Below are 26,759 nucleotides of genomic sequence, written 5' to 3' on the forward strand. Positions count from 1 at the left end.
ATTGCCGGTAATAGGGTAGGTAGTTGCCGGGGAAGCCGCTTGCCAGCTTCGGTAAACTGCGGCAGTCTTGGTTGTTTGCAGGCTAATTAACAGGAATAGAAGAGTATGACGTTCGATGAGCTTCTGAATTCGGTGCGTGAGGGCCGGGACGTTGTGATCCCGGCCAGTTGGGGGCAGGGACGGGCTACCTTCGGTGGGCTGGTAGCGGCACTGGCATTCGATGTGATGGCGTCGAAAGTTGCTCCTGGCAGGGCGATGCGGGCGATGCAGGTGTCGTTTGTCGGGCCGGTGGAACCGGATGTGCCTGCGGTGTTTGAGGCAGAGCTGTTGCGTGAGGGCAAGGCGGTCTCTCAGGTTCAGGGGCGAATTCTGCAGAACGGTGAGACCAGACTGGCATGCCTGGCGAGTTTTGGTGGTGACCGGGAGTCGTCGGTTCAGGTAGCGCCATCGCCTGCCCCGGCGGCTATTCCGGTAGACCAATGCCAGGAGTTGCCATACATTCCCGGAGTTACCCCGGAATTTACCCAGCATATCGACATGCGTTGGGCGTTTGGCAACATGCCGTTTTCCGGCAAGGGTGGTCGTGATATGGGGGGCTGGATGCAGTTTCGAGAGACGCCCTCGGCCCTGACCGACGCGCACATTGTGGCGTTGGTGGATGCCTGGCCACCAGCATTATTGCCGCATTTGAAGGGGCCCGCACCGGCCAGTTCCCTGAGCTGGGCGCTGGAGATTGTGCATCCACGGCCGACCATGAAGCCAGGAGAGTGGCTGCTCTACAGGGCCACGATTGATCAGGCAGGCGCCGGTTACGGCCATACCCATGCCGGTATCTGGACCGAGAGCGGCGAACTGGTGGCGTTGAGCCGCCAGACGGTGACTGTATTCGGTTGAATGGTTGGCGGCTTCAGGCCGCCATTTCAGCTTTCAGGGCGTCCAGTATGACCCGGGCAAACTCCCTGGGGGAGTCCTCCTGCAGGAAATGGCCACCGCGCAGGGTAATGTGGGGCTGTCCCAGTGCCCCGGGAATGCGTCTTTGCATGTGACGATCGCCTCCCCGGGTGATCGGATCGCCATTGCTGAAGCAGGTGATGAAGGGCTTGCGCCATTTCTCCAGGATCCGCCAGGCCTCACGGTTGGCGGCGCTGGCTGGATCATCCGGTGAAACTGGAACCAGGCCCGGAAAGGCGCGGGCGCCCGCTTTGAATGCCGCGCTCGGAAAGGGTGCCTCGTAGGCCGCCATCTCACCCGGGCTCAGAGCCCTTTCGGTACCCAGCTGTATGATGCGGGCCACGGGAAACCAGGGGCTGTGGCTGGCAAACGCTTTCCACGCACGGAACACCGCAGGCACCGGCGAGTCTCCGGTAGGCAGCATGCCGTTACCGACAATGATCCGGTTGAAACGTCTGTGGTGTTCAGCCGCCAATCGCAGGCCAAGCAGTGATCCCCAATTCTGACAGACCAGGGTGATGTTGGTGAGGTTCAGGTCTTCCAGCCAGCGGGTCAGCCAGCTCATATGGCGGCTGTAGCTGTAGTCCGTCACTCTGGCCGGTTTGTCTGATTTTCCGAAACCGATGAGATCCGGTGCCAAAACCCGATATCCCGCCTCTGCGACCATGGGAATCATGTGTCGGTAAAGATACGACCAGGATGGTTCCCCATGGAGCATGACGACCGGTGTGGCATTGGTCGGACCATGATCGACGAAGTGCATGCGCAGGCCTGGCTCAACGTCCAGATAATTTGCTTGGAAGGGATAATCCGGAAGGCCTGCGAAGCGGGCTTCGTCGGTTCTCAGAATACGCATGCCATCGACTGTCCTGACTGATTGGTTGCGTGATTGTCTTTACGGCAATCGTCGGAAATCAGGATAAATCAGATGGAAATTTTGTGTGTTTGAGTTGCGTAACAGTGCGTTGCCGGTTTGAATCAGGACGCGATATCAAACAGGCGTTCGGGGTTGTCAATCCGGGCCAAAGCATCGTCACAGCAGTTGACGGCGCCACAGTCGTCGGCCGAGCACAGGCCGATGGTATGGCAATGGATGTCCTGATGGCCGTCGCCCTGGTTCCTGAAAATCCTGGCTCTGGAAAGAATGGAACGGCAATGGCCGCACAACAGTGTCGGCACGGCACTGCCTTCAGCCAGGATGGCGGTGTAATGGGTCGTCTTTGTCATAATAATCCTCCTGATCCATAGAACATAAGGACAAAATGTGACAGTTCAAAGTCGCCACAGTGATCCTGCGTTGGTTCGGGTTCGGCAGTTATACGTATCAGGCGTCAGGATCGACCACGGGGCGACGGTTTGAGCGTTTGTCCTCCCAGTCCAGGTCTTTCGGGTCGTACCATCCGAGTTTGTCCATAACCCGGTGCCGGGTATACTCGGACAGTGTTGGCCACAGTTCCTGGAAGTCTTCCAGCCCTCTATCCCGTTGCCTCTGCTGTTTGCTCTGCAAGCGGTTGATGGTGCGCGGAAGATGCAGGGCTTCACCCAGTTGACCAGGCACCAGAACCTCCTGCCCCATCACCTTGCGGCGGTGCATACGCGAAGCCAGAACCTTCTGGAGTTCTGTTGCGGCCTCAAGGGCTGTTTCAACGGTAAAAGCGTCTGAATCCAACAACATGACCTGTTAAGTGGCTGATCGATAACCTGATACTATATCGTGAAGGTGGCTATAGTGGCCACGCTATCGTGTTAGTCTGTTTTTTCGTGAAACGTTCCATCTGTTATGGGCACCGTTCGCTTCCGAGTATGGGGATTATGTACGCAAAACTTGAGACACGGACTTTTCTGGCGATGCTGGTGGGCGTTTCCATCGCCTTCGCGTTGTTGATGAAGCCATTTTTCGGGCCAATATTCTGGGCCATCGCCATTGCCCTGATTTTTTACCCGGTCAATCAGTGGCTGACCCGCCGTATGGGCGACAGGCCTAACATCAATGCCATGATCACCCTGCTGGTTTGCATCATCATCGTGGTGATTCCGGTGCTTGGGCTGGGAGCGGCCCTGATCACCGAAGGCATGGGGCTGTACCAGAAGATCCAGAACGGTGAGATCCGTCCTGGTGAATACATTGACCAGGTCAACCGGTCGTTCCCGGCCATTCAGGCATTTCTGGGCCAGTTCGATATCAGTTTCGGTGAATTGCGGGATCGCGTGGTCAGTGTGTTTGTTGGGGGCAGCCAGTTCCTTGCCAAGCAGGCCCTGGGCATCGGCCAGAACACTTTCCAGTTTTTCCTCGGCCTGGCGCTTATGGTGTATCTGGCGTTTTTCCTGATTCGGGATGGCCAGCAACTGGTAGAGCTGCTGATCAAGGCATTGCCCCTGGGTGATGAGCGGGAGCGCCTGCTGTTTGCTAAGTTTGCCGAAGTTACCCGCGCAACGGTCAAAGGCAATTTGCTGATTGCCATCATTCAGGGGGCGCTGGGTGGCGTGATTTTCTGGATTCTGGGGATCTCCGGTGCGCTCCTGTGGGGGGTGGTGATGGCCATTTTCTCCCTGCTGCCCGCCGTTGGCGCTGCCATTGTGTGGATTCCGGCGGCGGTCTACCTGGCTGCCATCGGTGACGTGGTGCCAGCGGTCATTCTGACGGTCTACGGTATGGTGGTAATTGGCCTGGCCGATAACCTGTTACGGCCCATCCTGGTGGGGCGGGATACCAAGATGCCGGACTACCTGGTTTTGCTGTCGACCCTCGGGGGGCTTGTCATGTTCGGCATTAACGGGTTTGTGATGGGCCCGCTGGTGGCGGCTCTGTTCATGGCGTTCTGGGGTATCTTTATCCGGGAGTTTGGCAACGAAACTACCGGGAATATGCCGGAACGTGCGACAGGTTCGGCAAAGGACGACTGATCTGTGTTAGGGTCTGTGGGTCGCCCGGGCTTGTGGAGATGGGCGCCACATAATAATAAATAGACCGATATCCCTGAGGTATCAGGAGCAGATCAGGTGTCAATGACGAATCCTTTCAGCCATCGCATACGAAAGGCGGCTATGGCCGCCGGAACTATCGCTTTCCTGGGATTGACATCCCCGGCTTATGCCAACGACGTCGTCGCCCTCAAGCATGCTTTGTACGGTGCCGGTTACGATATAGAAAACGTTAACCCGGAGCTGGACAGTAATACCCGAGCCGAACTGGAAAAGTTCCAGAGTGACCAGGGGCTTGAGGTAACCGGTTCGCTGGATGAGGCAACCGAGCGCGCCCTGGGTATGACCGCTGTGCAGCCGGTGGCCAGCGCTGCGGGCCAGGCCGGAGCTGGAGCTGCGCCGGCGGCAGAGGAGAGTGCCGCTGCCGCGACCGAGCCGGAGCCGGAAGAGGAAGAAGAGGAGAGCGGCTGGTCACTGTGGTGACCGGACGATAGCCACAAAAAAGCCCGCCAGGCATTCGTCAGGCGGGCTTTTTTGTTAGTGCGTGGGTGCTTAGTCCAGTTTCGACAGGTCCCGCACAGCACCTTTGTCGGCACTGGTCGCCAGCAGCGCGTAGGCCTTGAGTGCTGCAGAGACTTTGCGGTCGCGGGCGAGTTCGGGCTTCCAGCCTCTGGCGTCACGGTCTTTGCGACGTTTGTCCAGTTCTTCGTTGCTGACCTGCAGATTGATGCTGCGCTCCGGGATATTGATCAGGATGGTGTCACCATTCTCGATCAGGCCGATGGCACCGCCGGCGGCGGCTTCTGGTGACGCGTGCCCGATGGATAATCCGGAAGTGCCACCTGAGAAGCGGCCGTCCGTCAGCAGGGCGCATTCCTTGCCTAGGCCCTTGGATTTCAGGTAACTGGTGGGGTACAGCATTTCCTGCATGCCTGGGCCGCCACGGGGGCCTTCATACCGGATAATGACGACCTCGCCGGGTTTGACTTCGTCGCTCAGAATGCCGGCAACTGCCGCATCCTGGCTCTCAAAGACCCTGGCTTTACCCTCGAACACGTAGATGCTCTCATCCACGCCCGCTGTTTTTACCACGCAGCCGTCCTGGGCAATGTTGCCGAACAGAACCGCCAGGCCACCCTCGGATGAGTAGGCATTTTCAACGGACCGGATGCAGCCGTTTTCACGGTCGCCGTCCAGGCTGGGCCAGCGGGTGCTCTGGCTGAAGGCAGTCTGGGTGGGAATGCCCGCCGGGCCGGCCTTGTAGAACTCAACCACCTCAGTGGTGGGAGAACGCATGATGTCCCATACTTCCAGGGCATCTCTCATGGTTTTACTGTGTACCGTTGGCAAATCGACGTTGATCAGCCCGCCACGTTCCAGTTCACCCATGATGCCCATGATACCGCCGGCCCGGTGTACATCTTCCATATGGTATTTCGGGGAGTTGGGAGCCACCTTGCACAGCTGGGGTACTTTCCGCGACAGCTGGTCAATTTCGGCCAGCGTAAACTCAACACCGCCTTCCTGGGCCGCCGCCAGCAGGTGCAGAATCGTGTTGGTGGAGCCGCCCATGGCAATGTCCATGACCATCGCATTCTCGAACGCGGAGAACGACGCAATGCTGCGTGGCAGCACGCTGGCATCGTTCTGCTCGTAATAGCGCTTGGCATTCTCCACAATTTGACGACCGGCCTTCAGGAACAGCTGTTCACGGTCGGCGTGGGTGGCCAGCATGGAACCGTTGCCGGGCAGCGCCAGGCCAATGGCTTCGGTGAGGCAGTTCATGGAGTTGGCAGTGAACATGCCGGAGCAGGAACCGCAGGTAGGACAGGCGCTACGCTCGTATTCTTCGACCATTTCATCGGTGGCCGTCGGGTCGGCTGCGATCACCATGGCGTCCACCAGGTCCAGTTTGTGCTCGGACAACTTGGTTTTGCCGGCCTCCATCGGGCCACCGGAGACGAAGATTGTCGGAATGTTCAGGCGCATGGCGGCCATCAGCATGCCAGGGGTGATCTTGTCGCAGTTGGAAATGCAAACCAGCGCGTCGGCACAGTGGGCGTTAACCATGTACTCGACAGAATCGGCAATAATTTCCCGGGAGGGCAGGGAGTAAAGCATGCCGTCATGGCCCATGGCGATGCCATCATCCACCGCAATGGTGTTGAACTCTTTGGCAACGCCGCCAGCCGCTTCGATCTCACGGCAGACCAGTTGACCGAGGTCTTTCAAGTGAACGTGCCCAGGCACAAACTGGGTGAAGGAGTTGGCAACGGCGATGATTGGTTTGCCAAAGTCTTCATTTTTCATGCCGGTGGCGCGCCAGAGCGCCCGGGCACCGGCCATGTTGCGGCCAGCGGTTGATGTATGGGAACGGTACTGGGGCATGGTGTGCTGCTGTCTCCCTGATTATCTGGTTGTACTTGATCACAAAGGATACCAGATTAAACGCTGGTCGCATGGCTGTTTTGCCAGTGCGTGTTTACAATACGTAACAAGTAACGGGATATTTTGACCAGAATTGCGAGGGAGTCTGTCTATGGGTGGCCAGGAAAGCCTGCAGCTGCGTCGTCTCAAGGATTTCCAGCCATTGGGGCGGTTGACGGACGACCAATTGGTGTTGTTAGCCAGCCGGGCTGAACGCCGGACCCATGGGCCCGGCCAACGGGTGATAGAGCGGGGCGTTCGCGACGGCCTGGACTTTTTCCTGATATCCGGGAAGGTAGAGCTCGAGTCTGTGGACGGGCGCAAAACGGTGATTGAGGCTGAAACGGAAAAGGCACTCAACCCCATTGCCCGGTTGCAGCCCAGGATGTACGACGTTACTGCGGTCAAACCCTGCGAGTTTCTGGTCATTGAGCAGGAGATTCTGAACCAGATGCTGAGATCGGCGCCGGTCGCCCAGGTGGAAATGGATTCCGGGGATGGCGGCGCCGATGAAAGTGAAGAACATCATCTGTTGATGGAGTTTTACGCCGAACTCCGCTCCAATCAGCTCAAGTTGCCCAGTGTGCCGGATGTGGCCTGGAAAGTGCGCCGAGTGGTGGACCGCGAAGACTCGACGGCGCTTGATGTATCCAAGGCGGTCTCGGCCGACCCCGCCATGGCGGCAAAGCTGGTGCGGTCCTGCAACAGCCCGTTGTACCGGGGGTTCAGTGATGTCCGGAACGTGCGGGAGGCGGTGGTTCGTTTGGGTATGCGAACCACCCGGCAATTGGTAACAGTATTTGCCATGCGCGAGGTGTTCAAGACTCGTCGGGCCTCGTTGCAGAAGGAAATGGAACAGCTTTGGCGGCATTCCCGGGAGGTGGCGGCCTTGTGTTGGGTGCTGGCGGATCACGCCACCCGGATTGATCCGGAAGAGGCCCTGCTGGCGGGCTTGCTGCACGATATTGGTATCGTTCCGGTCCTGGTGCAGGCCGAGCACCATGTGAACCTGTTTGCCGATGAAAAGAACCTTCAGCATGCCATGTCGGAGTTGCGGGCCGATGTAGGGTGTGCGGTTCTGGAGAACTGGCAGTTTCCGAAAGCGTTTATCGAGTCCGCCCGCCACGCGCAAGACTGGAGCTATGAGTGTCGGGAGTCTGCGCCCCAGCTGGTTGATGTTGTGATCGTGGCGCAGTTGCATTCCATGATCGGATCCAGTCAGAATGCCGGCTTGCCCGCTTTTGACCAGGTGCCAGCCTGGCGCCGCCTGGGGGAACTGGATCTCAATGCCTCGCGGAGTCTACAGCTTTTGAGTGAGGCCCGTGAACGGGTAGATGAGGTGCAAAAGCTCCTGTCCATTCGATAACTACTGCCTGATGACGGAGTCTGCCCTGCAGTGAATGACACCATTATGAATGTTCCCCTGTTTCCGTTGAATTCAATTGTTTTGCCCAAGGGGCGCATTCCCCTCCAGCTGTTTGAGCCGCGTTACATCGATATGCTCTCCCGGTGTATGAAAGAAGACCGTGGGTTTGTGGTGGTCTTGCTCCGTGAGGGCGGTGAAACCGCCCGACAGGCGGCGTTCTACGATATCGGAACCTACGTGCGGATTATCGATTTCCAGCAATTGGACAGCGGGCTGCTCGGGATTACCGTGGAAGGTGAGTTGAAAGTGTCTGTTGTTCGCAGTTGGCAGCAGGAAGACGGCTTGAACCTGGGGGACGTGGAGTGCCTGATCGCAGAAGCCGAAAGCGAGGTCCCTGAGCGTTACCATGAACTGCCTTCCGTGCTGAGGGCGTTGTTCCGCCACCCGGTTGTCAAGGATCTGGGTATGGACGTGGACTACGAGGATGCCCGGGACGTAGGCTGGCGGCTGACGGAGCTGCTGCCCCTGGACAAGCAGGAAAAACAGCGGCTGGCAGAACTGCAGGATCCCCTCGAGCGGCTGCAACGGCTTCAGGAATTGCTTGAGGCGCTGGAGCAGAACTAGCCCGGAGGCAAGGGCGAATAGGAAAGACTGGCGGTGTCCCACTGAGTGATGAGGTAACCTGCGGCGAACCCCAGCCAGAGCATCACCGCTGCCCAGGTCAGGGCATCCGGCCAGATGGGTACCCGGTCGTAGCGACTGTAGCTGGCGCGAATGGCGCCGGTAATGGCCAGCCCCAGCAATACTCCTCCCAGTACATCGGTAAACCAGTGTACCCCCAGGTAGAGCCTGCTCAGGGCAATGGGCACCAGGGGTAAGGACAGCAATACATAGGTTTGCCAGCGCTGTCGCATCCTGTTTTCGCCAGCGATGAAGCTGGCGGCCATAGTTACCAACACCGTTGCCCCTGCAGTATGGCCGCTGGGAAAAGCGCCTGAGGCGGGTGGCCTAAGCACCTGATCCGGGCGATCCACCATCAGGCCGGTTTTGACCAGCCATACGCAGGCAAAGCAGAGAATCGCCGCCAGGGCAATGTGCAGGGCAGCGGCGTAATACCCCCTGAACGACAGAACTGCCACGGCCAGTACGGCCGCGCTGATCAGTACCGGAGGGTCGCCCATGAGCGTGGCGGCGATCACCGGAATATCCAGCAGCGGTTGTCGCAGCACTTCAAACCAGGCAACGACCAGGTGGTTCAGCTCGTTGATCCGCCGGCTGTAAGTAATCAGCTGGGTCAGGATCACAAACATCGCCAACGACCCCGTAGCCAGAACAATCGATGGCAGGGGGAATTCGCCTTTGCGGGCAGGCCGTTCGTTGGTGTAAAGCCGCCAGAACCGATGCGTGGTGTCGTAACGGGCCATGAATGACTCCAGCCAGCGGTAGGGCCTGCTGCCCTCGCCAACGCCAAGCCGGAACTGAAGAACCACCACATACAAAGCCACCAGCACCGCTGCGCTGATGCCAATAACCGGGTAGAAATGAGGTGGTGGCTCTATTTCGCTGGCGAGGGCGCTGCCGACGGCATAGCCCGGCAGCACATAGACCAGGGCCCAGCCGACCGCGGAAATAAGGTTGAAGGTAAGAAACCGGCGCCATGGCATGTGCAGCGCACCGGCAATCAGCGGGATGACCGGGCGGATAGGGCCAATAAAACGCCCGGCAATCACACTTTTGCCGCCGTGGGCATTAAAAAAAGACTCGCCCCGGGTAATCAGCCCCGGGTAACGGCTGAAGGGCCAGACCGAATGCAGCCGCCCCTTGAAGAAACGGCCCGCGGTAAAACTGATGAGGTCACCGATAACCGCTCCCATGCCTGCCCAGGCCAGGGCTTCGGACAGGGGCATGCCGGATTTTCCTGCAAGTGCGGCAAAACCAAACAGCATGGCAACGCCGGGTACAACAATGCCGGCAATTGCCAGGGACTCCACCATGGCGGTTGCAAAGAGTGCCAGTATCAGCCAGCCGGGATTGTCTGCTACCCAGGCTGCGGCACCAGCCAGCCAGCTTTCAATCATATGTCGACGGACTCTCCCGGGCTGAACCAGGCCGAATCCATGCCCCGTTTACGAGCCTGATGCATTGCCTGATTGGCCCGGTTACGGAGTGAGACCGTACTGGTATCGCCGTTGCCGCGAGTGGTGCAGCCCAAGCTGACAGACAGCCTGCCAATGCTGCTCCACTCCCTTTCGCCAATGGTCCTTCGAATCCGCTCGGCGATAACGCGTACACCTTCCTCTGGCGTGAAGGGGAGGATCAGGAAAAACTCGGAGTCGTTCAGGGTGTACAGGCTGTCGCCCGCCCGGATAACGCCAAACAGATGTTCGGTGACCGATTTAAACAGGTTTTGCAGCCCCGCTTTGCCATGCAGGTCCCTTATTTCGTCCGTGTAATCAAAGCTCAGGTTAATCACTGACAAGGGGTGGCCCGTGGCAATCGCTCTGCTGATTTCCTTTTGCAGCGTTTCGTCAAGAAACCGTGAGTTGTGGGCGCCGGTGACCGGGTCGGTAATGGCAAGATCCTCCGCTGATTGGGCGATGTGATCGTAGTGCCAGATGTACAGGGCGCCGACTGCGAGCGTCAGGATCAGGCCCACGGAGGTCATCAGGGCGTAGGCGGCGGGATGACCGAGCCACACAACACCCATTACCGGAACCAGGAGCAAGGCAGACAGGCTTAGCCCCTGGCGCAGCGGCAGAACCAGAAGATTCAGGATCAGGAGCGGCATCGCCCAGTGAGTTACTCCGGGGCTGTCCAAAACCAGAATGGCGGCCACCAGGCCTGCGTTGAGACCAGCCAGAATCAGCAGGTGCCCTGGGGCCGATAGCTGCTGGCGGCGACACACGAAGGTGTAGATCAGCCCGGCCAGCAACAGGCAGGTCATCGCCAGGGCGAGATAGAATAACTCGTAAAAGCCGTAGCGCAGGTTCTGCAGTGCCAGCGAGAAAATGAACAGGGCCGCCAGTCCGTAGCCGAAGCTGTGAGTCCAGGTTCTGAGTCTTGTTTCTGTCATCGCGCGTCACCTTCGGTGCCGGTGGGGCTCTGGACATCCGGGTGCAGCCAGTTGCTGTAGGCCTGGGTGCGGTTGCCCCCCTGTTGCTGCGCCCGGCGTAGCGCGTTGGCGGCACTGTGTTGCAGGCTGTCGGCGTCGTCGCCGATGTTCAGGCCGGCAATGCCGGTGCTGACGGTCAGTTTCATGCCGTGGGATGCCAGCAGCTTGCACAGGCCGTTGCGGATTTTCTCGGCGCTGGCGGCGGCGCCCGCGGTATTGATACCCGGTAGGATAACCAGAAACTGCAGGTCGGCTACCCGGTAGTAAGTGTCAAAATCCCGAAGCTGGGAATGCAGGTAACGGCCAATTCTGGGCAGGATGGCGCGAATGTCTTCGTCCGGATCATTGTCGCTCAGGTGGGTGTCCAGCCCGATCATCATCACAGACATGTCGGTGCCCTCACGCTCGCTGCGCTGGATTTCCTTGTGCAGGTCGGCAGACAGGTACTCCCGGCTGGCGGCCTGGGTGAGTTCGTCGGTTCGCCTTAGTGGTGCCAGCTGCCGGGCCTTGTATTCTCGCAGGAAGATCAGCAGCGTGGAGAGCAGCGTTGTCAGCACAAAGGCACTGATCATCTGGTGGCGGTCGGGAAGAATCACGGCCCATTGGGTGGAAACCAGTATGGCAAAGGTCAGGAGCGCAGTGATCAGGGCTGCAATATAGGTTGGCATCAGAGCAAAAGTCACCAGCGGTAATGCATAGAGCCAGTGGCTGAGCGCCCAGGGCCCCTGCCAGAGTGCGACCAGTAACAGGATTGCCAGGATTGAATAGCTGGCTGTTTTGAAGTGTTTCCAGAGCCGGGCATGGTGGCTGGTGAAACGTGGGTTGCTGGCCAGGCTGATGCCCGCCGCCGCGGCAGCGCAAGCCGCCAGCAGGAATTCGCCCAGCATTATGCCGGCCGCGCTGGTGAGCGCAAGGGCAACAAAACCGGCTCTTGAGAGCCGGCCTGGCAGGAACTTTTCAGCCGACTGGGGCATGTTATCTATCCTTTGCTGGCGCATCCATTTGAATCTGTGCAGCGCTATAATAGTCGTTTGGGATGCGGACTTGAAACGGGAAAGGTAAAGTAGCGTTCCAGTTCCGGAATCAGTATGCAAAATATAAAGGTAATCCGATGGATGTAGCAGCCTACATGGCAGAACTCGGTCAACAGGCTCGGGCCGCCGCCCGGGAAGTGGCCCGTTCAACCACCGCCGTTCGCAATCAGGCACTGCTGGCAACGGCCAGGGCGTTGAGTGCTGCCCGTACCGAGCTGGTGCGGGCCAACCATAAGGATCTTGAAAATGGCCGGGCGAATGGTCTGGATGATGCCATGCTTGACCGCCTGGAGCTTACTGAGGCCCGCATTGACACCATGATTGAGGGGCTGAAGCAGGTGGCAGGCTTGCCAGATCCTGTGGGTGAAATTACCGACATGACCTACCGGCCATCCGGCATTCAGGTTGGCAAGATGCGGGTGCCTCTGGGGGTGATTGGCATTATCTACGAATCCCGCCCCAACGTGACGGTTGAAGCAGCCAGCCTGTGCCTGAAGTCGGGTAATGCTACCATTCTGCGCGGAGGTTCTGAGGCTATTCATTCCAACCAGGCCATCGCTGCCTGCTTGGCGACCGGGCTGGCTGAAGCCGGTTTGCCTGAAACGTCAGTACAGGTGGTGGCGACTACCGACCGGGCTGCAGTAGGTGAACTCATTACCATGCCCCAGTATGTGGATGTGATCGTGCCGCGGGGCGGCAAAGGCCTGATTGAACGAATCAGCCGCGACGCCCGGGTGCCGGTCATCAAACACCTGGACGGTGTATGCCATGTTTACGTAGACAGCCACGCGGACCCTGAAAAGGCGCTGAAGGTCGCGGTCAATGCCAAGACCCACCGTTACGGGACCTGCAACACCATGGAAACCCTGCTGGTGGATGAGGAAATTGCCGGTGACATGCTGCCTTTGCTGGCTCGGGAGTTTGTGGCCAAGGGGGTTGAGCTGCGTGGCTGTGAACGCACCCGGGCGGTACTGCCCGATGTGATCGCTGCCACGGAAGAAGATTGGCACGCGGAGTACCTTGCGCCGATTCTTGCGGTGCGGGTTGTTGCCGGGCTGGATGCCGCCATAGATCACATAAACCGCTACAGTTCCCAGCACACCGAGAGCATTATTACCGAAAACTACACCCGTGCTCGCCGGTTCCTGACCGAGGTCGATTCCAGTTCGGTGATGGTGAATGCTTCTACCCGGTTCGCTGACGGATTTGAATACGGCCTGGGTGCGGAAATCGGTATCTCGACCGACAAGCTCCATGCCCGTGGACCGGTGGGTCTGGAAGGACTGACGTCACAAAAATACGTGGTGTTCGGCGACGGCCACATCCGGACATGATGTCATGCACGTGATCTACGGCGGCACCTTTGACCCGATCCATCACGGCCACCTGCGCCTTGCGCTGGAGATAGCCGATGCCCTGGCGGTGACAAAGGTGCATCTGGTGCCCTGCCATATTCCCCCGCATCGTGGCAGCACCGGTGCCAGCTCCGAACAGCGGCTGGAACTTATCCAGCTGGCCATCGAGGGCGAGCCGGGGCTGCGGGTGGATGACCGCGAACTGCGCCGGGCTGGCGCCTCCTATACGGCCGACACCCTGCGTCAGTTGCGACAGGAGCTGGGGCCGGATGAACCTCTGGTGATGGTGGTGGGCACCGACGCCTTTGCCGCTTTTGATTGCTGGCGTGAATGGGCCGACATTCCGGGTCTGGCGCACATTGTGGTTGTTAAGCGCCCTGGTTCGGATTTGCCCGTTGGCAGTGAGGCGGCTCGCCTGGTGCGTGAACGCCGGGCAGACGGCCCCGAGGCTTTAAACTCAGCGCCTTGCGGGGCGTTGCTGGAGCTGGGCCCGCCCCTGCTGGATATATCTGCAACGGGAATCCGGCAACGCATCGCAGACGGGCGCTCTCCCCGGTATCTGACCCCGGATTCTGTCTGGCAGAGAATCCAGGCGCTCGGCCTGTACGGTGCGTGCCCCGCAGGGAACTTTTAATGGTACAATTTCGTCTGAATATCATTTATCGGGCGGTCATCCTGGCCGGAGCCCGGAAAACAGGGTAATTATGCAGGCAGAACAACTGAAAGATCTGGTCGTAACCGCACTTGAAGATATCAAGGCACAGGACGTCAGTGTGATTGATGTCCGTGATCGAACCAGTGTTACCGACTTTATGGTTCTTGCATCCGGCACCTCAAGCCGCCACGTAAAATCCCTGGCAGACTCCGTCGTATCTGAAGCCAAAGATCAGGGTGTAAGGGCAAACAACGTTGAAGGCGAAGGTGGCAGCGACTGGATTCTGGTGGATCTGGGAGACGTGGTCGTGCATGTCATGATGCCTGCAACTCGCGAATTCTACGACCTGGAACGCTTCTGGCGTGACGCGCCGGACCTGGGTGCGGCAGGTCACGAGTAACCATGAAACTGCGTCTGATCTGTGTAGGGCAGAAGATGCCCGACTGGGTCAGTGCGGGGTATAACGATTATGCTCGCCGGATGCCGCCGGAGCTGCCCCTGGAACTGACCGAAATTGCCATGGCTCACCGGGGTAAGAACCCGGACATTCCGCGGCTGATGCAGCGTGAAAGCGATGCCATCCTGGCGTCGGTTGCCCCCCGTGACCGGGTCATCGCCCTGGAAGTGGGCGGCAGGCCCTGGTCCACGGAAAAACTGGCCAGCCACCTGGAGAGCTGGCAACAAGACGGTCAGGATGTCTGTTTTCTGGTAGGCGGCCCCGATGGTCTGGCCGATGCCTGCCGGCAGCGAGCTGACCAGCAGTGGTCTCTGTCGCCGCTTACCTTGCCCCACCCCCTGGTGCGTATTGTGCTCGCCGAGCAGCTCTACCGCGCCTGGTCGATCACCCGTAACCACCCGTATCACCGGGCCTAGGAGTTTCCATGGCCTGGGGCGAATTCAAGGATACTGCAGCGGAGCGCCGGCTGTTCCAGCGCCGTGCCGTGGTCATGCTGGTGTTCGTCCTGCTAATGATGATCGGCCTGCTGGCGCGGATGTACCAGCTACAGATTGTCGAACATGAGATCTACACCACGCTGTCAGACAAAAATCGGGTTCAGGTCCAGTCTGTGCCACCGCCCCGGGGCCTGGTTTACGACCGGAACAATCTGCTGCTGGCAGAGAATCGCCCGGTGTTCAGCCTTACACTGGTGCCAGAGCGCGTGGCGGGTATGGAGGCCACTCTGGCCCGGTTGTCCGAGATTCTGGACATCGCCGAAGAGGACATAGAACGGTTTAAGAGGCGGCTTCGTGAACCTCGCCGGCCCTTCCAGGAAATGCCTCTGAGCTACGATCTGGGCGAAGAGGAAATTGCCCGAATGGCGGTGCACCGGCATGAGTTCCCCGGCGTGGAGGTTCGCGCTGAACTGGTTCGATATTACCCCCACAGTGAACTGACGGCTCATGCCCTGGGCTTCGTTGGCCGAATCAATCGGGAAGAGCTGCAGCGGATTGACCCGGTGAACTACGCGGGAACCAACTACATTGGAAAATCCGGTATTGAGCGATTCTACGAGCAGGTGTTGCACGGTACGGTGGGCTACCAGCACGTCGAAACCAACGCCCGGGGTCGTATTCTGAGGGTACTTGAGCGGGTAAACCCGGTGCCCGGTGAGGATCTGCAGCTGCACCTTGACCTGCGGCTCCAACGCAAGGCCTATCAGCTGCTCGAGGGGCGCCGCGGCGCTATTGTGGCAATCGAACCAGAGACTGGAGGTATCCTGGCGCTGGCCAGCGTGCCGGGCTTTGATGCCAACAAGTTTGTCACCGGAATCAGTGTTGAGGACTACCGCAATCTTAGTACCGATATTGACAAGCCCCTGTTCAACCGGGCGTTGCGTGGTCAGTATCCGCCGGGCTCCACCATCAAGCCCATGATGGCGATTGCGGCGCTGGACAGTGGCGTGACCAACCGGGAGCGGCGAATCTGGGACCCCGGATACTTTCAGTTACGCGAGGGGGGGCGGCGTTTCCGGAACTGGAACAGATCCGGCGACGGCTGGGTTGATCTCAAGTATTCCATGGCCCGATCCAACGACGTTTACTTCTATGAGGTAGGCGTTGAAATGGGTGTCAGCGTGATGTCCGAATACCTGGCGCATTTCGGCTTTGGCGAAGACGCCACCCTGGATGTGTCGGGGGCCCTGAGCGGTCTGTTGCCCACCGCTGACTGGAAGCGGGCAGCGCGAAATGAGCCGTGGTATCCGGGGGATTCTGTGAACATGAGTATCGGCCAGGGTTTCATGCTGTCGACGCCTCTGCAGCTGGCAACGGCAACCACGCTGATTGCCAATCGTGGCGTATGGGTTGAGCCCAGGCTGCTTAAGGACATTCGCGGTGACCGGTCGGTGGATGAGTTTCTTCCTTCAGAAACCCATGAGCCGCTGATACTGAAGAACCCGGACGATTGGGAATACGTAGTGGACACAATGGAAGAGGTGATGCATGGCGCCCGAGGCACGGCGCGTTCTTCGGGGCAGGGGGCCAGTTACCGGATGGCCGGGAAAACTGGAACCGCTCAGGTGTTCAGTCTCGGAGAAGACGAGGAATATGATGAAGAACAAATAAAAGAGCGCTTGCGGGACCACGCTCTTTTCGTCGGTTTTGCTCCCTCGGATAATCCCAAGATTGCAGTGGCGGTTATCGTTGAAAACGGCGGTGGTGGCAGCTCCACCGCTGCACCGGTTGCCCGGGCTCTGTTTGATGCCTGGCTCGAAGAGTTTCCTGCGGCCGACCAGTCATCGGTGATCAGTCAGGTTGACCAGGAGGGAGGGCTCTGATGGCATTGGGGAGCTTGCTCAATAACCCTGCCGATCACAATCTTGGCCGTTCGCGGGGTTTCTGGTCGGCCATTCACCTTGATCCTTTGCTGCTTTTGCTACTGTTGCTACTCATGGGAGCCGGGCTTTTTGTGCTTTACAGTGGCGCTGACCGGAACATTGAGGTGGTCAAGGCCCAGGGCATTCGGTTTGGTGTGGCGCTGGTGGTGATGTGTGTGTTTGCGCAACTGGACCCAGCCGTTTTCAGGCGCTGGGCTCCGTGGCTTTATGCTGTTGGTATGGTGGGGCTTGTGGCCGTTCTGTTGGTGGGCGTGGGGGCCAAGGGGGCCCAGCGCTGGCTGGCGATTCCCGGATTGCCCAGATTCCAGCCCTCGGAATTCATGAAGTTGGTCGTGCCCATGATGGCCGCCTGGTACCTGTCCCGTCATTTCCTGCCGCCGCGTCTCTCCCACGTTGCCGTCGGGTTGCTCATCGTGTTGATGCCCATGGCACTGATTGTTCAGCAACCCGACCTTGGTACTTCACTGCTGGTGGGTATGGCCGGGATATTCGTGGTGTTCTTTGCGGGCATGAGCTGGAAGCTGATTTCGGCGTTCTTTGCGCTGGTATCGGTATCTGCGCCAATGATGTGGTTTTTTGTCATGAGGGACTACCAGAAGCAGCGAGTGCTGACATTGCTCGACCCTCAGAGTGACCCTCTGGGGGCGGGCTGGAACATCATCCAGTCCAAAACCGCCATTGGTTCCGGTGGCATGGATGGCAAAGGCTGGTTGCAGGGTACCCAGTCCCATCTGGAGTTCCTTCCCGAAAGTCACACGGATTTTATCGTGGCAGTGCTGGCCGAGGAATTCGGTTTTATTGGCATGTTGCTGCTGATGACCCTGTATTTCTTGATCATTCTTCGTTGCCTGTATATTGCGGTCACCGCCCAGGATTCATTCAGTCGTCTACTGGCAGGTGCCTTGACCATGACCTTCTTTATCTACGTTTTTGTGAATGTGGGCATGGTCAGTGGATTGCTGCCCGTGGTGGGTGTGCCCCTGCCACTGGTCAGCTATGGTGGCACGTCCGGGGTAACGTTGATGGCAGCGTTCGGGGTGCTGATGTCGATTCATACCCATCGTCGCATGATCTCTGCGTAGCGGGTGTAAGCGATGATGGCTTGCCGGTAATGGTGAATCCTGCCGGGAACCCGTTACAATATTACAGGTCACTAAGGCTGGGTACCGGATGAAGATGCATGGGTTGCCGAACATAATGATCAGGGAACAAAGAACAATGTGGTTGGGGGTGCTGGTAAGCCTGATCTTTGCGGGTTGCTCCAGTACGCCCAAGTCGACATCTCCAGAGCCGGATCACTCATCACGCTATACGATCAAACAGGATAGAGCCCCTTCCGGGAGTTTCGATGTCTCGGGCCTGCAAGATGCGGTTCCCCGTTACGAGCAGCCCCGAAATGCCGGCAATATGGCGCAGTACAAGGTGTGGGGGAAAACGTACCGGGTTATGGACAGTAACGACGGCTACGTCGCCCGCGGAATCGCCAGCTGGTACGGCGAGAAGTTCCATGGTCACAAAACGTCCAATGGCGAGATATTCGACATGTATTCGATGTCTGCCGCCCACAAGTCCCTGCGCATACCGAGTTATGCCCGGGTGACGAACCTTGAAAACGGCCAGTCGGTGATTGTTCGGGTGAACGATCGCGGGCCGTTTCACGATGACCGGCTGATAGACCTGTCCTATGCGGCGGCCAAGAAACTTGGCTACAAATCCAAGGGTACCGCAAGGGTTGAGGTGGCGGCGATCACCGTTCGCGAAGATGGCTCCATGACGCTGGCCGGCAAACCGTTCAAGCCGGGTGTCGGGGCACCTGCTGTCGCCGCTGCTCCGGTGCCGGGCCAATCGGCGGGCGGGAGCAGTGGTCTGTTTGTTCAGCTCGGCTCGTTCAGCCAGCGCGACCCGGCGGAGGCCTTGCTGGCAAAGGCGCGGGGAGTCATCGAAACCCCGATGCGGGTGCGCGAAGTGACAACAGGCTCTGGCCGCTTTCACCGGGCCCAGATAGGGCCATTCAGTGATGAGTCCGAGGCCCGTCATGCACAGAATTTACTGGAATCCCGGGGCTTTGGTCAGTCTATCGTGCTGACCGACAGCCACTGATTCCTGAAACCCCAGAAGAAAATACACCTTACGACGAATGAACCTACCCATGGCTTTTAATTCAGTGATTCGCAGCTTTGTTTTTGTCTTGTCCCTAGCCACCCTGCTGGTGGGGCAGGCGGTTGCCCAGTCGGCTTTGATTCCGTCTCCGCCCCAGATCGCAGGCAGTTCTTGGGTGCTGAAAGACCCTCTTAGTGGTCGTGTCATCATGGAACATAACAGCCATGAACGAGTGCCGCCGGCCAGCCTAACCAAGATGATGACGGCCTACATCGTTGAGCGCGAGCTGGATGAAGGCCGAATTTCCATGACGGACATGGTGCCGATCAGCGTCAAGGCCTGGAGAACCGGAGGCTCCCGGACCTTTGTACGGGAGGGTACACAGGTGTCCGTGGAAGACCTTCTTAAAGGCGTGATTATTCAATCCGGCAACGACGCCTCCGTCGCGTTGGCGGAGTTTGTGGCCGGTAGTGAAGATGCCTTCGTGGATATCATGAACCAGCAGGCGCGCCAGCTGGGCATGAACAATACCAATTTTGAGAATGCCACCGGGTTGCCACATCCTAATCAGTATGCCACCGCTTATGACCTGGCCTTGCTGGCCAAGGCCATTATTGAGGACTACCCGGAGAACTACCCGTTGTATGCGGTGAAAAGCTTTACCTACAACAACATCCGTCAACCGAACCGGAACAGTCTGTTGTGGCGGGATGAAAGTGTGGATGGTCTGAAAACCGGCCATACTGAAGAAGCCGGTTACTGCCTGGTGGCCTCCGCCAAGCGGGACAACACCCGGCTGATTGCTGCTGTGATGGGAACCAGCAGTGCCGAGGTGCGGGCCCGCGAAGTTCAGAAGATGCTGAACTATGGCTTCCGTTACTATGAGACGGAGCGCCTGTTCCGGGCCGGTCAGGAGCTGGTGGATGCCAAGGTCTGGGGTGGCAAGAGCGATCAGATTTCTGTAGGCCTGGCGGAGGATGTGTTTGTAACGATTCCCCGTGGTGCCCGGGATAAGCTTGAATCAACCGTAGACCTTGATTCTGTCATCAAGGCACCCATCAAGGTGGGGGATGAGCTGGGCCGGATCCAGGTTATGCTCGACGGTGATGTGTTGGTGGATGAGCCTGCACTGGCACTGACTGATGTGCAGCAGGGTGGCGTTTTCAAACGGCTTTGGGATGCTATCAAACTGTTTTTCGTACAACTGTTCAATTAAGGTGGTCGGCGATAGCCAGCCGGGCATCGGGGAGTATCTGGCATGAGTGAGCCAAAAGCGCCGAAGATCGAGTTTCCCTGTGACTACGTCATCAAGGTGATCGGCAATTCCGCTCCGGATTTCACCGAGTTTGTCGTGGAAGTTGTGGAGCAGCACGCTCCTGGTATCAGCGAAACCGATATTTCGGTGACGGACAGTAGCAAAGGTCGATTTTCCTCGGTGCAGCTCAAGATTGTCGCCACTGGAGAAGCGCAGCTCAAGGCCCTGTTCGAAGATCTGAAAGCGAGCGGTCGCGTGCACATGGTGCTCTGACGCCATGGCTGACCTGATTGTCCGTTCATTGGGCCAGCAGCCCTACATGGAAGCCTGGGAAGCGATGAAAACCTTCACCGCCAACCGGGACGAAACCACCGTGGATGAGCTGTGGTGCCTTGAGCACCCGCGGGTGTTTACCCAGGGCCAGGCGGGCAAGGCAGAGCATATTCTGTTGCCGGGCGATATCCCGGTGATTCAGGTGGACCGGGGCGGGCAGGTGACCTACCACGGCCCCGGCCAGCTTGTTATCTATCTACTGATCGATCTGCCGCGTTGCAAACTGGGTGTTCGGGAGCTGGTGGATCACATCGAGCAGGCCATTGTTCGCACGCTTGCGCAATCGGGCATCGAGGCGGCGCCAAGGCAGGATGCGCCCGGTGTCTATGTCAACGGCGCCAAGATTGCCTCGTTGGGGTTGCGGGTACGTCGGGGTTGCTCGTTCCATGGTCTGGCGCTCAACGTCAATATGGATATGGAACCGTTCAGCCGCATTAATCCCTGTGGCTACGCCGGTATGTCCATGTGCCAGGTCAGTGATTTTGAACCGGAAGCCAGCGTGTACAGCCTGGAGCATAGGCTTGTTCACGAGCTGGTCAGCGGTCTCGACCGCCAGCAGGTGGAGCTGCGACAGGGCTGGCAATGATGCTCAGGCGGCGACGCTGGCCTGGCAGGTACGGTTGCGGCCCTCGGACTTGGCCTGGTAAAGCGCTTCGTCGGATCGCTGCAGCAGGCGGTCAATCGACTCCGATCCCTGTATCGTTGCCACGCCAATACTTATCGTGGCCCGAATAACCTTGCCATCCACGGTAATGGTCTGGCTGGATACCGCCTGCCGTATCCGCTCAGCGGAGGCGTAGGCATCCGCTAACGATGTTTCCGGAAGCAGAATCAGAAACTCCTCGCCGCCCCAACGGGCAATGGTGTCCACCTTTCGGCACTGGCTGGCCAGCGTTCTTGCGACCAGAACAATCATCTCGTCACCGGCCTGGTGGCCGTGGGTGTCGTTCACACTCTTGAACAGGTCGATGTCCATCAGCAGGACTGAAAAGCCGCGGCCGCTACGCAGGTAACGCTGATATTCGTTATCCAGTTGTTCCAGGCCCTCGCGCCGATTGGCCAGACCGGTCAGCGCATCGTGTTTCGCCGCGTATTCAAACTCCTTGGCCAGCTTGATCAACCCGAGTTTGCTGCGCCGGCGGCTCTGGTCAAGGATGTAACAGGTCACCATGACGAACGCCAGGACGATGATCATGACAAGGCGGAAGGTGGCGTTGTAGGGGGATGCAAACAGCGCATCGCCAATCGGGCTGAACAACACCAGGACAGCCAGCCAGCCACCCAGGCAGGCGTAGATACCGACCCGGGCCTCACTGATATAGAAAATAATCGGTGGGTAAGCAAACAGCCAGATAATCGCTGAGCCATCCTCCACCGCTTGCGTTGCCAGATAGGTAAACAGCGCGGTGATCAGGGTAATAAAGACCCGGCGATGAAAGGTCTTGTGGCCCGCGAACAGAAAAATCAGGCTGTTGATCGCCAGCAATACAGCGAAGCCAGTCAGGAAGGGGGCAGTCACCGAATCCCCTTGCTGCATTGAGCGCCAGGAAAAAAACAACAGTAACGGCACGGCAGCGGTCGTAAGCCCGTTGATAAGGGCCGGTACCGGGATCTCGCCCTTCACCCGGAACTGGGAAAGTTCAGAATCTGGTGTTCTGGTTGTTGAAGGCTTCATGTCTTGGCTTTTATTGTAATTGACGAAAGTCACATTGTTCCTGTTAACCAATTCTAGAACGCATTGTGACCTGAGTTTGTGTTAAATCGTAACCATCGACCTGAACATATTTACGGTGAACAATATTTGTCCACATTGGCTGCGGAAACGGAGCTTTTGCGGCGTAGAGGTTAGGTTGTCACCGCTTGCGATCCGTATAATGCAGTAACGGCGCCGGGAAAAACTGTTCCGGGCGCGGTCGAAACGCCAAAATTTTCTGAACATACAGGTTATCCATGTCTTCCAGACGCCCCGGAAAATCCGTGTCCCGCATCAAAACCGGCAGCTTCGAGCGCAGGCTTTCCCTGACTAAGGCCGGGCTTTTCGCTGGTACCCGTATGGCATCACACATGGCCACCAACTGGTTCAGCAGCAAGGACACTCGGGAACAGCGCCATCGTGCGATGTTGTCGAGCCAGGCGCGTTTTCTGGTGGATGAGTTGGGCCGGCTGAAAGGCAGTGTGGTCAAGATTGGCCAGGTGATGGCGCTCTATGGCGAGCATTTTTTGCCAGAAGAGGTGACCGAAGCCCTGCATACGCTGGAAGACCAGACCACGTCACTGGAATGGCCGGCGATCGAGCGGGTGCTGAAGGCCGAGATTGGTGCCGAAAGGCTCGCAGAGCTGGATGTCGATCCGGAACCAATCGGTGCTGCCTCCCTTGGCCAGGTGCACCGTGCGGTGCGACGCAGTGACGGCCTGGAGTTGGTGCTCAAGGTGCAATACCCCGGCGTTGCTGATGCCGTGGACAGTGATCTGAATGCAGTGGCGCAGTTATTGAAAGTGGCCCGGCTGGTGAGCTTCGGCCCGGAATTCAATGACTGGCTCGAAGAAGTCCGGCAGATGATGCACCGGGAAGTGGATTACCGCCTGGAGGCCAGGACCACCGAGAAATTCCGCAACATGCTGGGCTCCGACCCAAGGTTTGTTGTGCCCAGGGTATTACAGGAGTATTCGACCGACCATATCATCGCTTCTACCTACGAGCACGGCCATTCCGTTGGCTCCCCGGCGGTACGGGATTTGCCGCTGGAACGCCGCAGTGCCCTGGGCGAGGCGGCGCTGGAGTTGTTCTTCCGGGAGCTGTTTGACTGGGGCGAAATCCAGACAGACCCGAACTTCGGGAACTACCGCATCCGGATTGCCGGTGAGGAAGGTGGTGACGAAGATTATGACCGCATCGTACTTCTGGACTTTGGTGCCGTTCAAAGTTATTCACCGGCCTTTCTTGATCCGGTTATCCAGATGATTCGCGCGTCATACGAGCAGGATCTGGAGCAGGTGATTGAGGGTGGCGTTACCCTCCGGTTCATGAGCCGGGATTGGCCAGAAGAAGTCCTGGAGAAGTTTGGTTCGGTGTGTATGTCGGTGCTGGAGCCCCTGGCCCGGGACCGCAGCCAGTGGCCGGACTATGCCGTGAACGCCAGGGGCCAGTACTGCTGGAAGCAGAGCGACTTGCCTTCGCGGGTAGCCAAACACGCGGCGCGCTCAGCCATCAGTCGGTACTTCCGGGTGCCCCCGAAGGAATTCGTGTTCCTCAACCGAAAGTTGATCGGGGTGTATACCTTCATCGCGGTGATGCACGCGGAGTTCAACGGCGAAGACCTGTTGCGCAAATACCTTTACGGTGATGGCGCCGATGAGGCAAATCCGGTGGCTTCCAGCACTACCCAGATCACGAAGGCATAGCGCAGGCCCTTTCCGATACCCACCAGGATCACAAAGTTGAGCCAGGGCACTCGCATAATGCCGGCCACCAGCGTCAGCGGGTCTCCAACAATCGGCAGCCAGCCCAGCAACAATGACCATTGCCCATAGCGGTTAAACCGGTTGCGGGCCTTGTGCAGCTGCAATTCGCTGACCGGAAACCATCGTTTATGCTTAAAGCGATCCACCTGCCGGCCGATAAGCCCATTAACGACTGACCCCAGCGTATTGCCCAGTGTGGCCCAGAACCACAGCCAGAATAGCGGCCGGCCCTGACTGGCCAGCGTGCCCAGCAGCAGCTCGGAATAGGCTGGCAGCAATGTGGCGGCGGCGAATGCGGTGAAAAAGAGGGTCAGATACGCCAAGGGCGCCTCCATGCTCTAGTATTGTCAGTAAAGGTTCATTAACAAAGGTTTCGCGGTTTATGAAACACCTGTCGCTTCGCTTCAAGCTCTATGGTCTGGTTATCTCACTGCTACTGGTAATGGGCATCAGTATTGTGGTGACTGCCCAGTTATCACTTGGTTCGATGGAAGAGCGATTGTCCCGGGAAACTCGCGATACCGTGCAGAATATTGTCATGGACCAGCTGAGCGCAACGGCGGGGCAATACGGTGAATTGGTGACCGGCCTGTTCGAAACCGCCTACCAGACGCCGGAAGTGGTGCGCAGCCTGATCACCCGCAACATTGAATCGGACAGTTCCGGCCGCATCAGCCGCCGGGATCTTCAGGAAACCATCGGAACCATTCTGTCCGAACAGCAGCATTTAAGTTCCATCTACGCCCAGTTTGAACCTGACGCATACGATGGTATGGACATCTATTTCACCGACGGCGTAGAGGAACACAGCAGTGATGAAGGCACCCTGGAGATCTACTATTACCGTGATCCTCAGGGCAATGTGTTGTTCAGCCGCACCGAAGACCCGTCCACCAAGTACCTCGACAACCGGAACGAATTCGGCATTCGTGAAGCAGAGTGGTATCTGTGTTCCCGGGATTCCCTCAAACCCTGCCTGATGGAGCCTTACGAGTACGAAATCGAGGAGGGATACTCTGAGCTGATGACCAGCCTGGTGGTGCCGATTCGGAACAACGGTGAGTTTGCCGGTGTGTCCGGTGTGGATATCAACCTGTCCACACTGCAAGCCACGATTGCCGGTGTCAGCCAGGCGTTGTTTGATGGTGAGTCCCGGGTGTCACTGTTAAGCGAGGGTGGGCTGATTGCCGCATCCAGCCATTATCAGTCCCACCTCGGCCGGCCATTACAGGAAGCCGTACCAGACCTGGCTGATGAATTTGTCCGCCTGCACCAGCGTGGCGGCCGGTTTGATGATGGGCAGACCCTGGCGGTGGCCTATCCGGTGGAAGTGCAGTTACCCGGCGCCGAATGGTCATTGCTGATTGAATTGCCGCGCTCAGTGGCCCTGGCCAGTGTTGAGGAAATCACCGGTCTGTTGTCTTCCGAAGTGTCCGATACGGCTGCGCGGCAGACCATGGTGGGTGTGGTGGTGGTACTGATTGCCATTGCCGTGTTGATTCTGCTGGTGCGTTCAGTAACCCGGCCATTGGATGAAATTCGAGACCGGATGCGCAACCTGGCCAGTGCAGAAGGGGACCTTACCCGGGAACTTGATATAGACACCCACGCCGAGCTGATTGACCTGGCCGGTGGCTTCAACGCTTTCCTGGCTCGCCTGCGGGAAATGATCAATGACCTGAAAGAGGTCAATGCCCAGGTGCGAGGCCAGGCTGCAGACGTGGGCGCCATCGCCCGTGATACTGACGACCAGACGTCGCGACAGCATCAGGACATCGACAGCGTCGTCACCGCCATGAACGAGATGTCTGCCGCCGCCGGCGAAGTCGCAGGCTTTGCCGGTGAGGCTGCCGACAATGCCCGGGCCGCCCGGGATGGCATTCGGTTTACCCAGGATACCCTGGGCGCGGCGCTCAAGGGTGTCGATGCGCTGGCGGGGGATATGGAGCAGGCCAGCTCCGCCATCGGCCACGTGGCACAGCGCAGCGAGGAGATCAACCGAATCCTGGAAGTGATACGCGGCATTGCCGAACAGACCAACCTGCTGGCACTGAATGCGGCCATTGAGGCGGCTAGGGCCGGCGAGCAGGGCCGGGGCTTTGCGGTGGTGGCCGACGAAGTGCGAACCCTGGCGTCGAAAACCCGGGAATCCACTGACGAAATCAGCGATATGATCGAACGCCTCAAAGGCGATGTGGACGGCGCGGTAACCGTCATTCAGGGTGGTGTAGAGCGAGCAACCACTGCTGTAGACGGCACTCGCGAAGCGGACCATTCACTGGCCACGGTGGTGGAGCGGATTGGTACCATTGTCGAGCACGTTACCCAGGTGGCCACGGCCGCCGAAGAACAGAGTTCGGTGAGCGAAGAGATCAACCGCAACCTGACCCAGATTGGCGATGCGGCCAACGATCTGCGGGAGCTGGCACGGCGGGTCCGCCAGAGCGGTGACGCGCTGGACGGCCAGGTGCAAGTGCTTGACCGGGAACTGGGCCGGCTGAAAACCTGATGGCTTAACGCAGAGGATCAGTATCGCCCCTTACTATCACAGCCATGAGAAGCATCAATTTTCAATTGTTGCTTCTCATGTCATCATTTAATCCAAGTATTGAACCATTCGTTTCGCCCTGGGGCTCACCCGGATTCAGGAGGTTGTTATGGAGCAGGTCACTATTTATGGCCGTACAAGCTGTGGTTTTTGTGTTCGGGCAAGGGACCTGTGTGAATCCAGAAATATCCCGTATATCTGGGTCGATATGATCGAGCGGGGAATGAGCAAGCAGGATATTGCCGACCAGATCGGCCGCCCGGTGTATACCGTGCCCCAGATTCTCGTCGGTTCCGAATACGTTGGCGGTTTCGATGATTTTTATGGCTATGTTCGCGACCATGAGGCCGCAACAGCACGCTGATCGTCGTCCGTTTTCAGGTACAAAAAAGCCCGGCTACC

Annotated in this window: 27 protein-coding genes; 18 read left to right on the forward strand and 9 right to left on the reverse strand. The window is 58.3% G+C overall.

Annotation, left to right across the window (positions count from 1 at the left end; translation table 11 throughout):
* The first annotated feature begins 105 nt into the window (after nt 1-105).
* A complete protein-coding gene (locus FIV08_RS03795; RefSeq protein ID WP_152437380.1) occupies nt 106-894 on the forward strand; it encodes an acyl-CoA thioesterase in 789 nt (262 codons plus the stop codon).
* A 13-nt stretch (nt 895-907) separates the two neighbouring features.
* Here FIV08_RS03795 and FIV08_RS03800 read toward each other — a convergent pair whose 3' ends face one another.
* From FIV08_RS03800 to FIV08_RS03810, 3 genes are all read right to left on the reverse strand, one after another.
* Complete coding sequence (locus tag FIV08_RS03800; protein ID WP_152437381.1) at nt 908-1,807, reverse strand: haloalkane dehalogenase; 900 nt, start codon at nt 1,805-1,807, stop codon at nt 908-910.
* 122 nt (nt 1,808-1,929) lie between these two features.
* Nucleotides 1,930-2,178 carry a hypothetical protein gene (locus FIV08_RS03805; protein WP_152437382.1) on the reverse strand — a complete coding sequence of 83 codons (249 nt, stop codon included), beginning with the start codon at nt 2,176-2,178 and terminating at the stop codon, nt 1,930-1,932.
* A gap of 97 nt (nt 2,179-2,275) precedes the next feature.
* Nucleotides 2,276-2,626: a hypothetical protein gene (locus tag FIV08_RS03810; RefSeq protein WP_058090982.1), complete on the reverse strand. Its 351-nt coding sequence runs from the start codon at nt 2,624-2,626 to the stop codon at nt 2,276-2,278.
* 137 nt (nt 2,627-2,763) lie between these two features.
* Between FIV08_RS03810 and FIV08_RS03815 the strand changes: the two genes are divergently transcribed.
* Both FIV08_RS03815 and FIV08_RS03820 read left to right on the forward strand, forming a co-directional pair.
* Complete coding sequence (locus FIV08_RS03815; RefSeq protein WP_152437383.1) at nt 2,764-3,855, forward strand: AI-2E family transporter; 1,092 nt, start codon at nt 2,764-2,766, stop codon at nt 3,853-3,855.
* Nucleotides 3,856-3,957: 102 nt separating this feature from the next.
* Nucleotides 3,958-4,356 carry a peptidoglycan-binding domain-containing protein gene (locus FIV08_RS03820; protein WP_152437384.1) on the forward strand — a complete coding sequence of 133 codons (399 nt, stop codon included), beginning with the start codon at nt 3,958-3,960 and terminating at the stop codon, nt 4,354-4,356.
* Nucleotides 4,357-4,425: 69 nt separating this feature from the next.
* Here the strand turns inward: FIV08_RS03820 and ilvD are convergent, their stop codons facing one another.
* Nucleotides 4,426-6,261 carry a dihydroxy-acid dehydratase gene (ilvD, locus tag FIV08_RS03825; protein WP_152437385.1) on the reverse strand — a complete coding sequence of 612 codons (1,836 nt, stop codon included), beginning with the start codon at nt 6,259-6,261 and terminating at the stop codon, nt 4,426-4,428.
* Nucleotides 6,262-6,412: 151 nt separating this feature from the next.
* Between ilvD and FIV08_RS03830 the strand changes: the two genes are divergently transcribed.
* Both FIV08_RS03830 and FIV08_RS03835 read left to right on the forward strand, forming a co-directional pair.
* Entirely contained in the window at nt 6,413-7,666 is a 1,254-nt protein-coding gene (locus FIV08_RS03830) for an HDOD domain-containing protein (protein WP_152437386.1), read from the forward strand.
* A gap of 45 nt (nt 7,667-7,711) precedes the next feature.
* Nucleotides 7,712-8,290, forward strand: coding sequence for an LON peptidase substrate-binding domain-containing protein (locus FIV08_RS03835; protein ID WP_072678278.1), 579 nt, complete (start codon nt 7,712-7,714; stop codon nt 8,288-8,290).
* Here FIV08_RS03835 and FIV08_RS03840 read toward each other — a convergent pair.
* From FIV08_RS03840 to FIV08_RS03850, 3 genes are read right to left on the reverse strand one after another with little or no spacing between them, the layout of a single operon-like run.
* A complete protein-coding gene (locus FIV08_RS03840; RefSeq protein ID WP_152437387.1) occupies nt 8,287-9,744 on the reverse strand; it encodes a bifunctional DedA family/phosphatase PAP2 family protein in 1,458 nt (485 codons plus the stop codon). The genes FIV08_RS03835 and FIV08_RS03840 overlap by 4 nt on opposite strands.
* Nucleotides 9,741-10,739 carry a GGDEF domain-containing protein gene (locus FIV08_RS03845; protein ID WP_152437388.1) on the reverse strand — a complete coding sequence of 333 codons (999 nt, stop codon included), beginning with the start codon at nt 10,737-10,739 and terminating at the stop codon, nt 9,741-9,743. The genes FIV08_RS03840 and FIV08_RS03845 overlap by 4 nt, the downstream gene beginning before the upstream one ends.
* Nucleotides 10,736-11,752 carry a GGDEF domain-containing protein gene (locus FIV08_RS03850; RefSeq protein WP_152437389.1) on the reverse strand — a complete coding sequence of 339 codons (1,017 nt, stop codon included), beginning with the start codon at nt 11,750-11,752 and terminating at the stop codon, nt 10,736-10,738. The genes FIV08_RS03845 and FIV08_RS03850 overlap by 4 nt, the downstream gene beginning before the upstream one ends.
* Before the next feature lie 137 nt (nt 11,753-11,889).
* Here FIV08_RS03850 and FIV08_RS03855 point away from each other — a divergent pair, with 137 nt between their 5' ends.
* From FIV08_RS03855 to lipB, 10 genes are all read left to right on the forward strand, one after another.
* Nucleotides 11,890-13,146: a glutamate-5-semialdehyde dehydrogenase gene (locus FIV08_RS03855; protein ID WP_152437390.1), complete on the forward strand. Its 1,257-nt coding sequence runs from the start codon at nt 11,890-11,892 to the stop codon at nt 13,144-13,146.
* A gap of 4 nt (nt 13,147-13,150) precedes the next feature.
* Nucleotides 13,151-13,801 carry a nicotinate-nucleotide adenylyltransferase gene (gene nadD / locus FIV08_RS03860; RefSeq protein WP_152437391.1) on the forward strand — a complete coding sequence of 217 codons (651 nt, stop codon included), beginning with the start codon at nt 13,151-13,153 and terminating at the stop codon, nt 13,799-13,801.
* A 70-nt stretch (nt 13,802-13,871) separates the two neighbouring features.
* Nucleotides 13,872-14,222, forward strand: coding sequence for a ribosome silencing factor (rsfS, locus tag FIV08_RS03865; protein ID WP_058090972.1), 351 nt, complete (start codon nt 13,872-13,874; stop codon nt 14,220-14,222).
* A 2-nt stretch (nt 14,223-14,224) separates the two neighbouring features.
* Nucleotides 14,225-14,695 carry a 23S rRNA (pseudouridine(1915)-N(3))-methyltransferase RlmH gene (gene rlmH / locus FIV08_RS03870; protein ID WP_152437392.1) on the forward strand — a complete coding sequence of 157 codons (471 nt, stop codon included), beginning with the start codon at nt 14,225-14,227 and terminating at the stop codon, nt 14,693-14,695.
* Nucleotides 14,696-14,703: 8 nt separating this feature from the next.
* On the forward strand, nt 14,704-16,599 hold the full coding sequence (gene mrdA, locus FIV08_RS03875; RefSeq protein ID WP_152437393.1) for a penicillin-binding protein 2: 1,896 nt from the start codon (nt 14,704-14,706) through the stop codon (nt 16,597-16,599).
* Nucleotides 16,599-17,741 (forward strand): rod shape-determining protein RodA, encoded by a 1,143-nt coding sequence (rodA, locus tag FIV08_RS03880; RefSeq protein ID WP_152437394.1) that lies wholly within the window; start codon nt 16,599-16,601, stop codon nt 17,739-17,741. Before mrdA ends, rodA begins: the two co-directional genes overlap by 1 nt.
* A gap of 136 nt (nt 17,742-17,877) precedes the next feature.
* On the forward strand, nt 17,878-18,759 hold the full coding sequence (locus FIV08_RS03885) for a septal ring lytic transglycosylase RlpA family protein (RefSeq protein ID WP_228715490.1): 882 nt from the start codon (nt 17,878-17,880) through the stop codon (nt 18,757-18,759).
* 49 nt (nt 18,760-18,808) lie between these two features.
* On the forward strand, nt 18,809-19,975 hold the full coding sequence (locus FIV08_RS03890; protein ID WP_152437396.1) for a D-alanyl-D-alanine carboxypeptidase family protein: 1,167 nt from the start codon (nt 18,809-18,811) through the stop codon (nt 19,973-19,975).
* 42 nt (nt 19,976-20,017) lie between these two features.
* Complete coding sequence (locus tag FIV08_RS03895; RefSeq protein WP_058090966.1) at nt 20,018-20,287, forward strand: YbeD family protein; 270 nt, start codon at nt 20,018-20,020, stop codon at nt 20,285-20,287.
* Between the two features lie 4 nt (nt 20,288-20,291).
* Nucleotides 20,292-20,933 (forward strand): lipoyl(octanoyl) transferase LipB, encoded by a 642-nt coding sequence (gene lipB / locus FIV08_RS03900; RefSeq protein ID WP_058090965.1) that lies wholly within the window; start codon nt 20,292-20,294, stop codon nt 20,931-20,933.
* Nucleotides 20,934-20,936: 3 nt separating this feature from the next.
* On the opposite strand, the gene FIV08_RS03905 is transcribed toward lipB, so the two are convergent.
* Complete coding sequence (locus tag FIV08_RS03905) at nt 20,937-22,022, reverse strand: GGDEF domain-containing protein (RefSeq protein ID WP_152437397.1); 1,086 nt, start codon at nt 22,020-22,022, stop codon at nt 20,937-20,939.
* 275 nt (nt 22,023-22,297) lie between these two features.
* Here FIV08_RS03905 and FIV08_RS03910 point away from each other — a divergent pair, with 275 nt between their 5' ends.
* Nucleotides 22,298-23,749: an ABC1 kinase family protein gene (locus FIV08_RS03910; protein ID WP_152437398.1), complete on the forward strand. Its 1,452-nt coding sequence runs from the start codon at nt 22,298-22,300 to the stop codon at nt 23,747-23,749.
* On the opposite strand, the gene FIV08_RS03915 is transcribed toward FIV08_RS03910, so the two are convergent.
* Entirely contained in the window at nt 23,683-24,132 is a 450-nt protein-coding gene (locus tag FIV08_RS03915; protein ID WP_152437399.1) for a YqaA family protein, read from the reverse strand. The genes FIV08_RS03910 and FIV08_RS03915 overlap by 67 nt on opposite strands.
* Nucleotides 24,133-24,191: 59 nt before the next feature.
* Between FIV08_RS03915 and FIV08_RS03920 the strand changes: the two genes are divergently transcribed.
* Together FIV08_RS03920 and FIV08_RS03925 are read left to right on the forward strand one after the other, a co-directional pair.
* The gene (locus tag FIV08_RS03920) at nt 24,192-26,318 is read left to right on the forward strand and encodes a methyl-accepting chemotaxis protein (protein ID WP_152437400.1); all 2,127 of its coding nucleotides are present in this window, start codon (nt 24,192-24,194) and stop codon (nt 26,316-26,318) included.
* Between the two features lie 148 nt (nt 26,319-26,466).
* A complete protein-coding gene (locus FIV08_RS03925; protein WP_138435373.1) occupies nt 26,467-26,721 on the forward strand; it encodes a GrxA family glutaredoxin in 255 nt (84 codons plus the stop codon).
* Nucleotides 26,722-26,759 lie beyond the last annotated feature (38 nt).

Source organism: Marinobacter sp. THAF197a, from assembly GCF_009363275.1.
Classification (GTDB): Bacteria; Pseudomonadota; Gammaproteobacteria; order Pseudomonadales; family Oleiphilaceae; genus Marinobacter.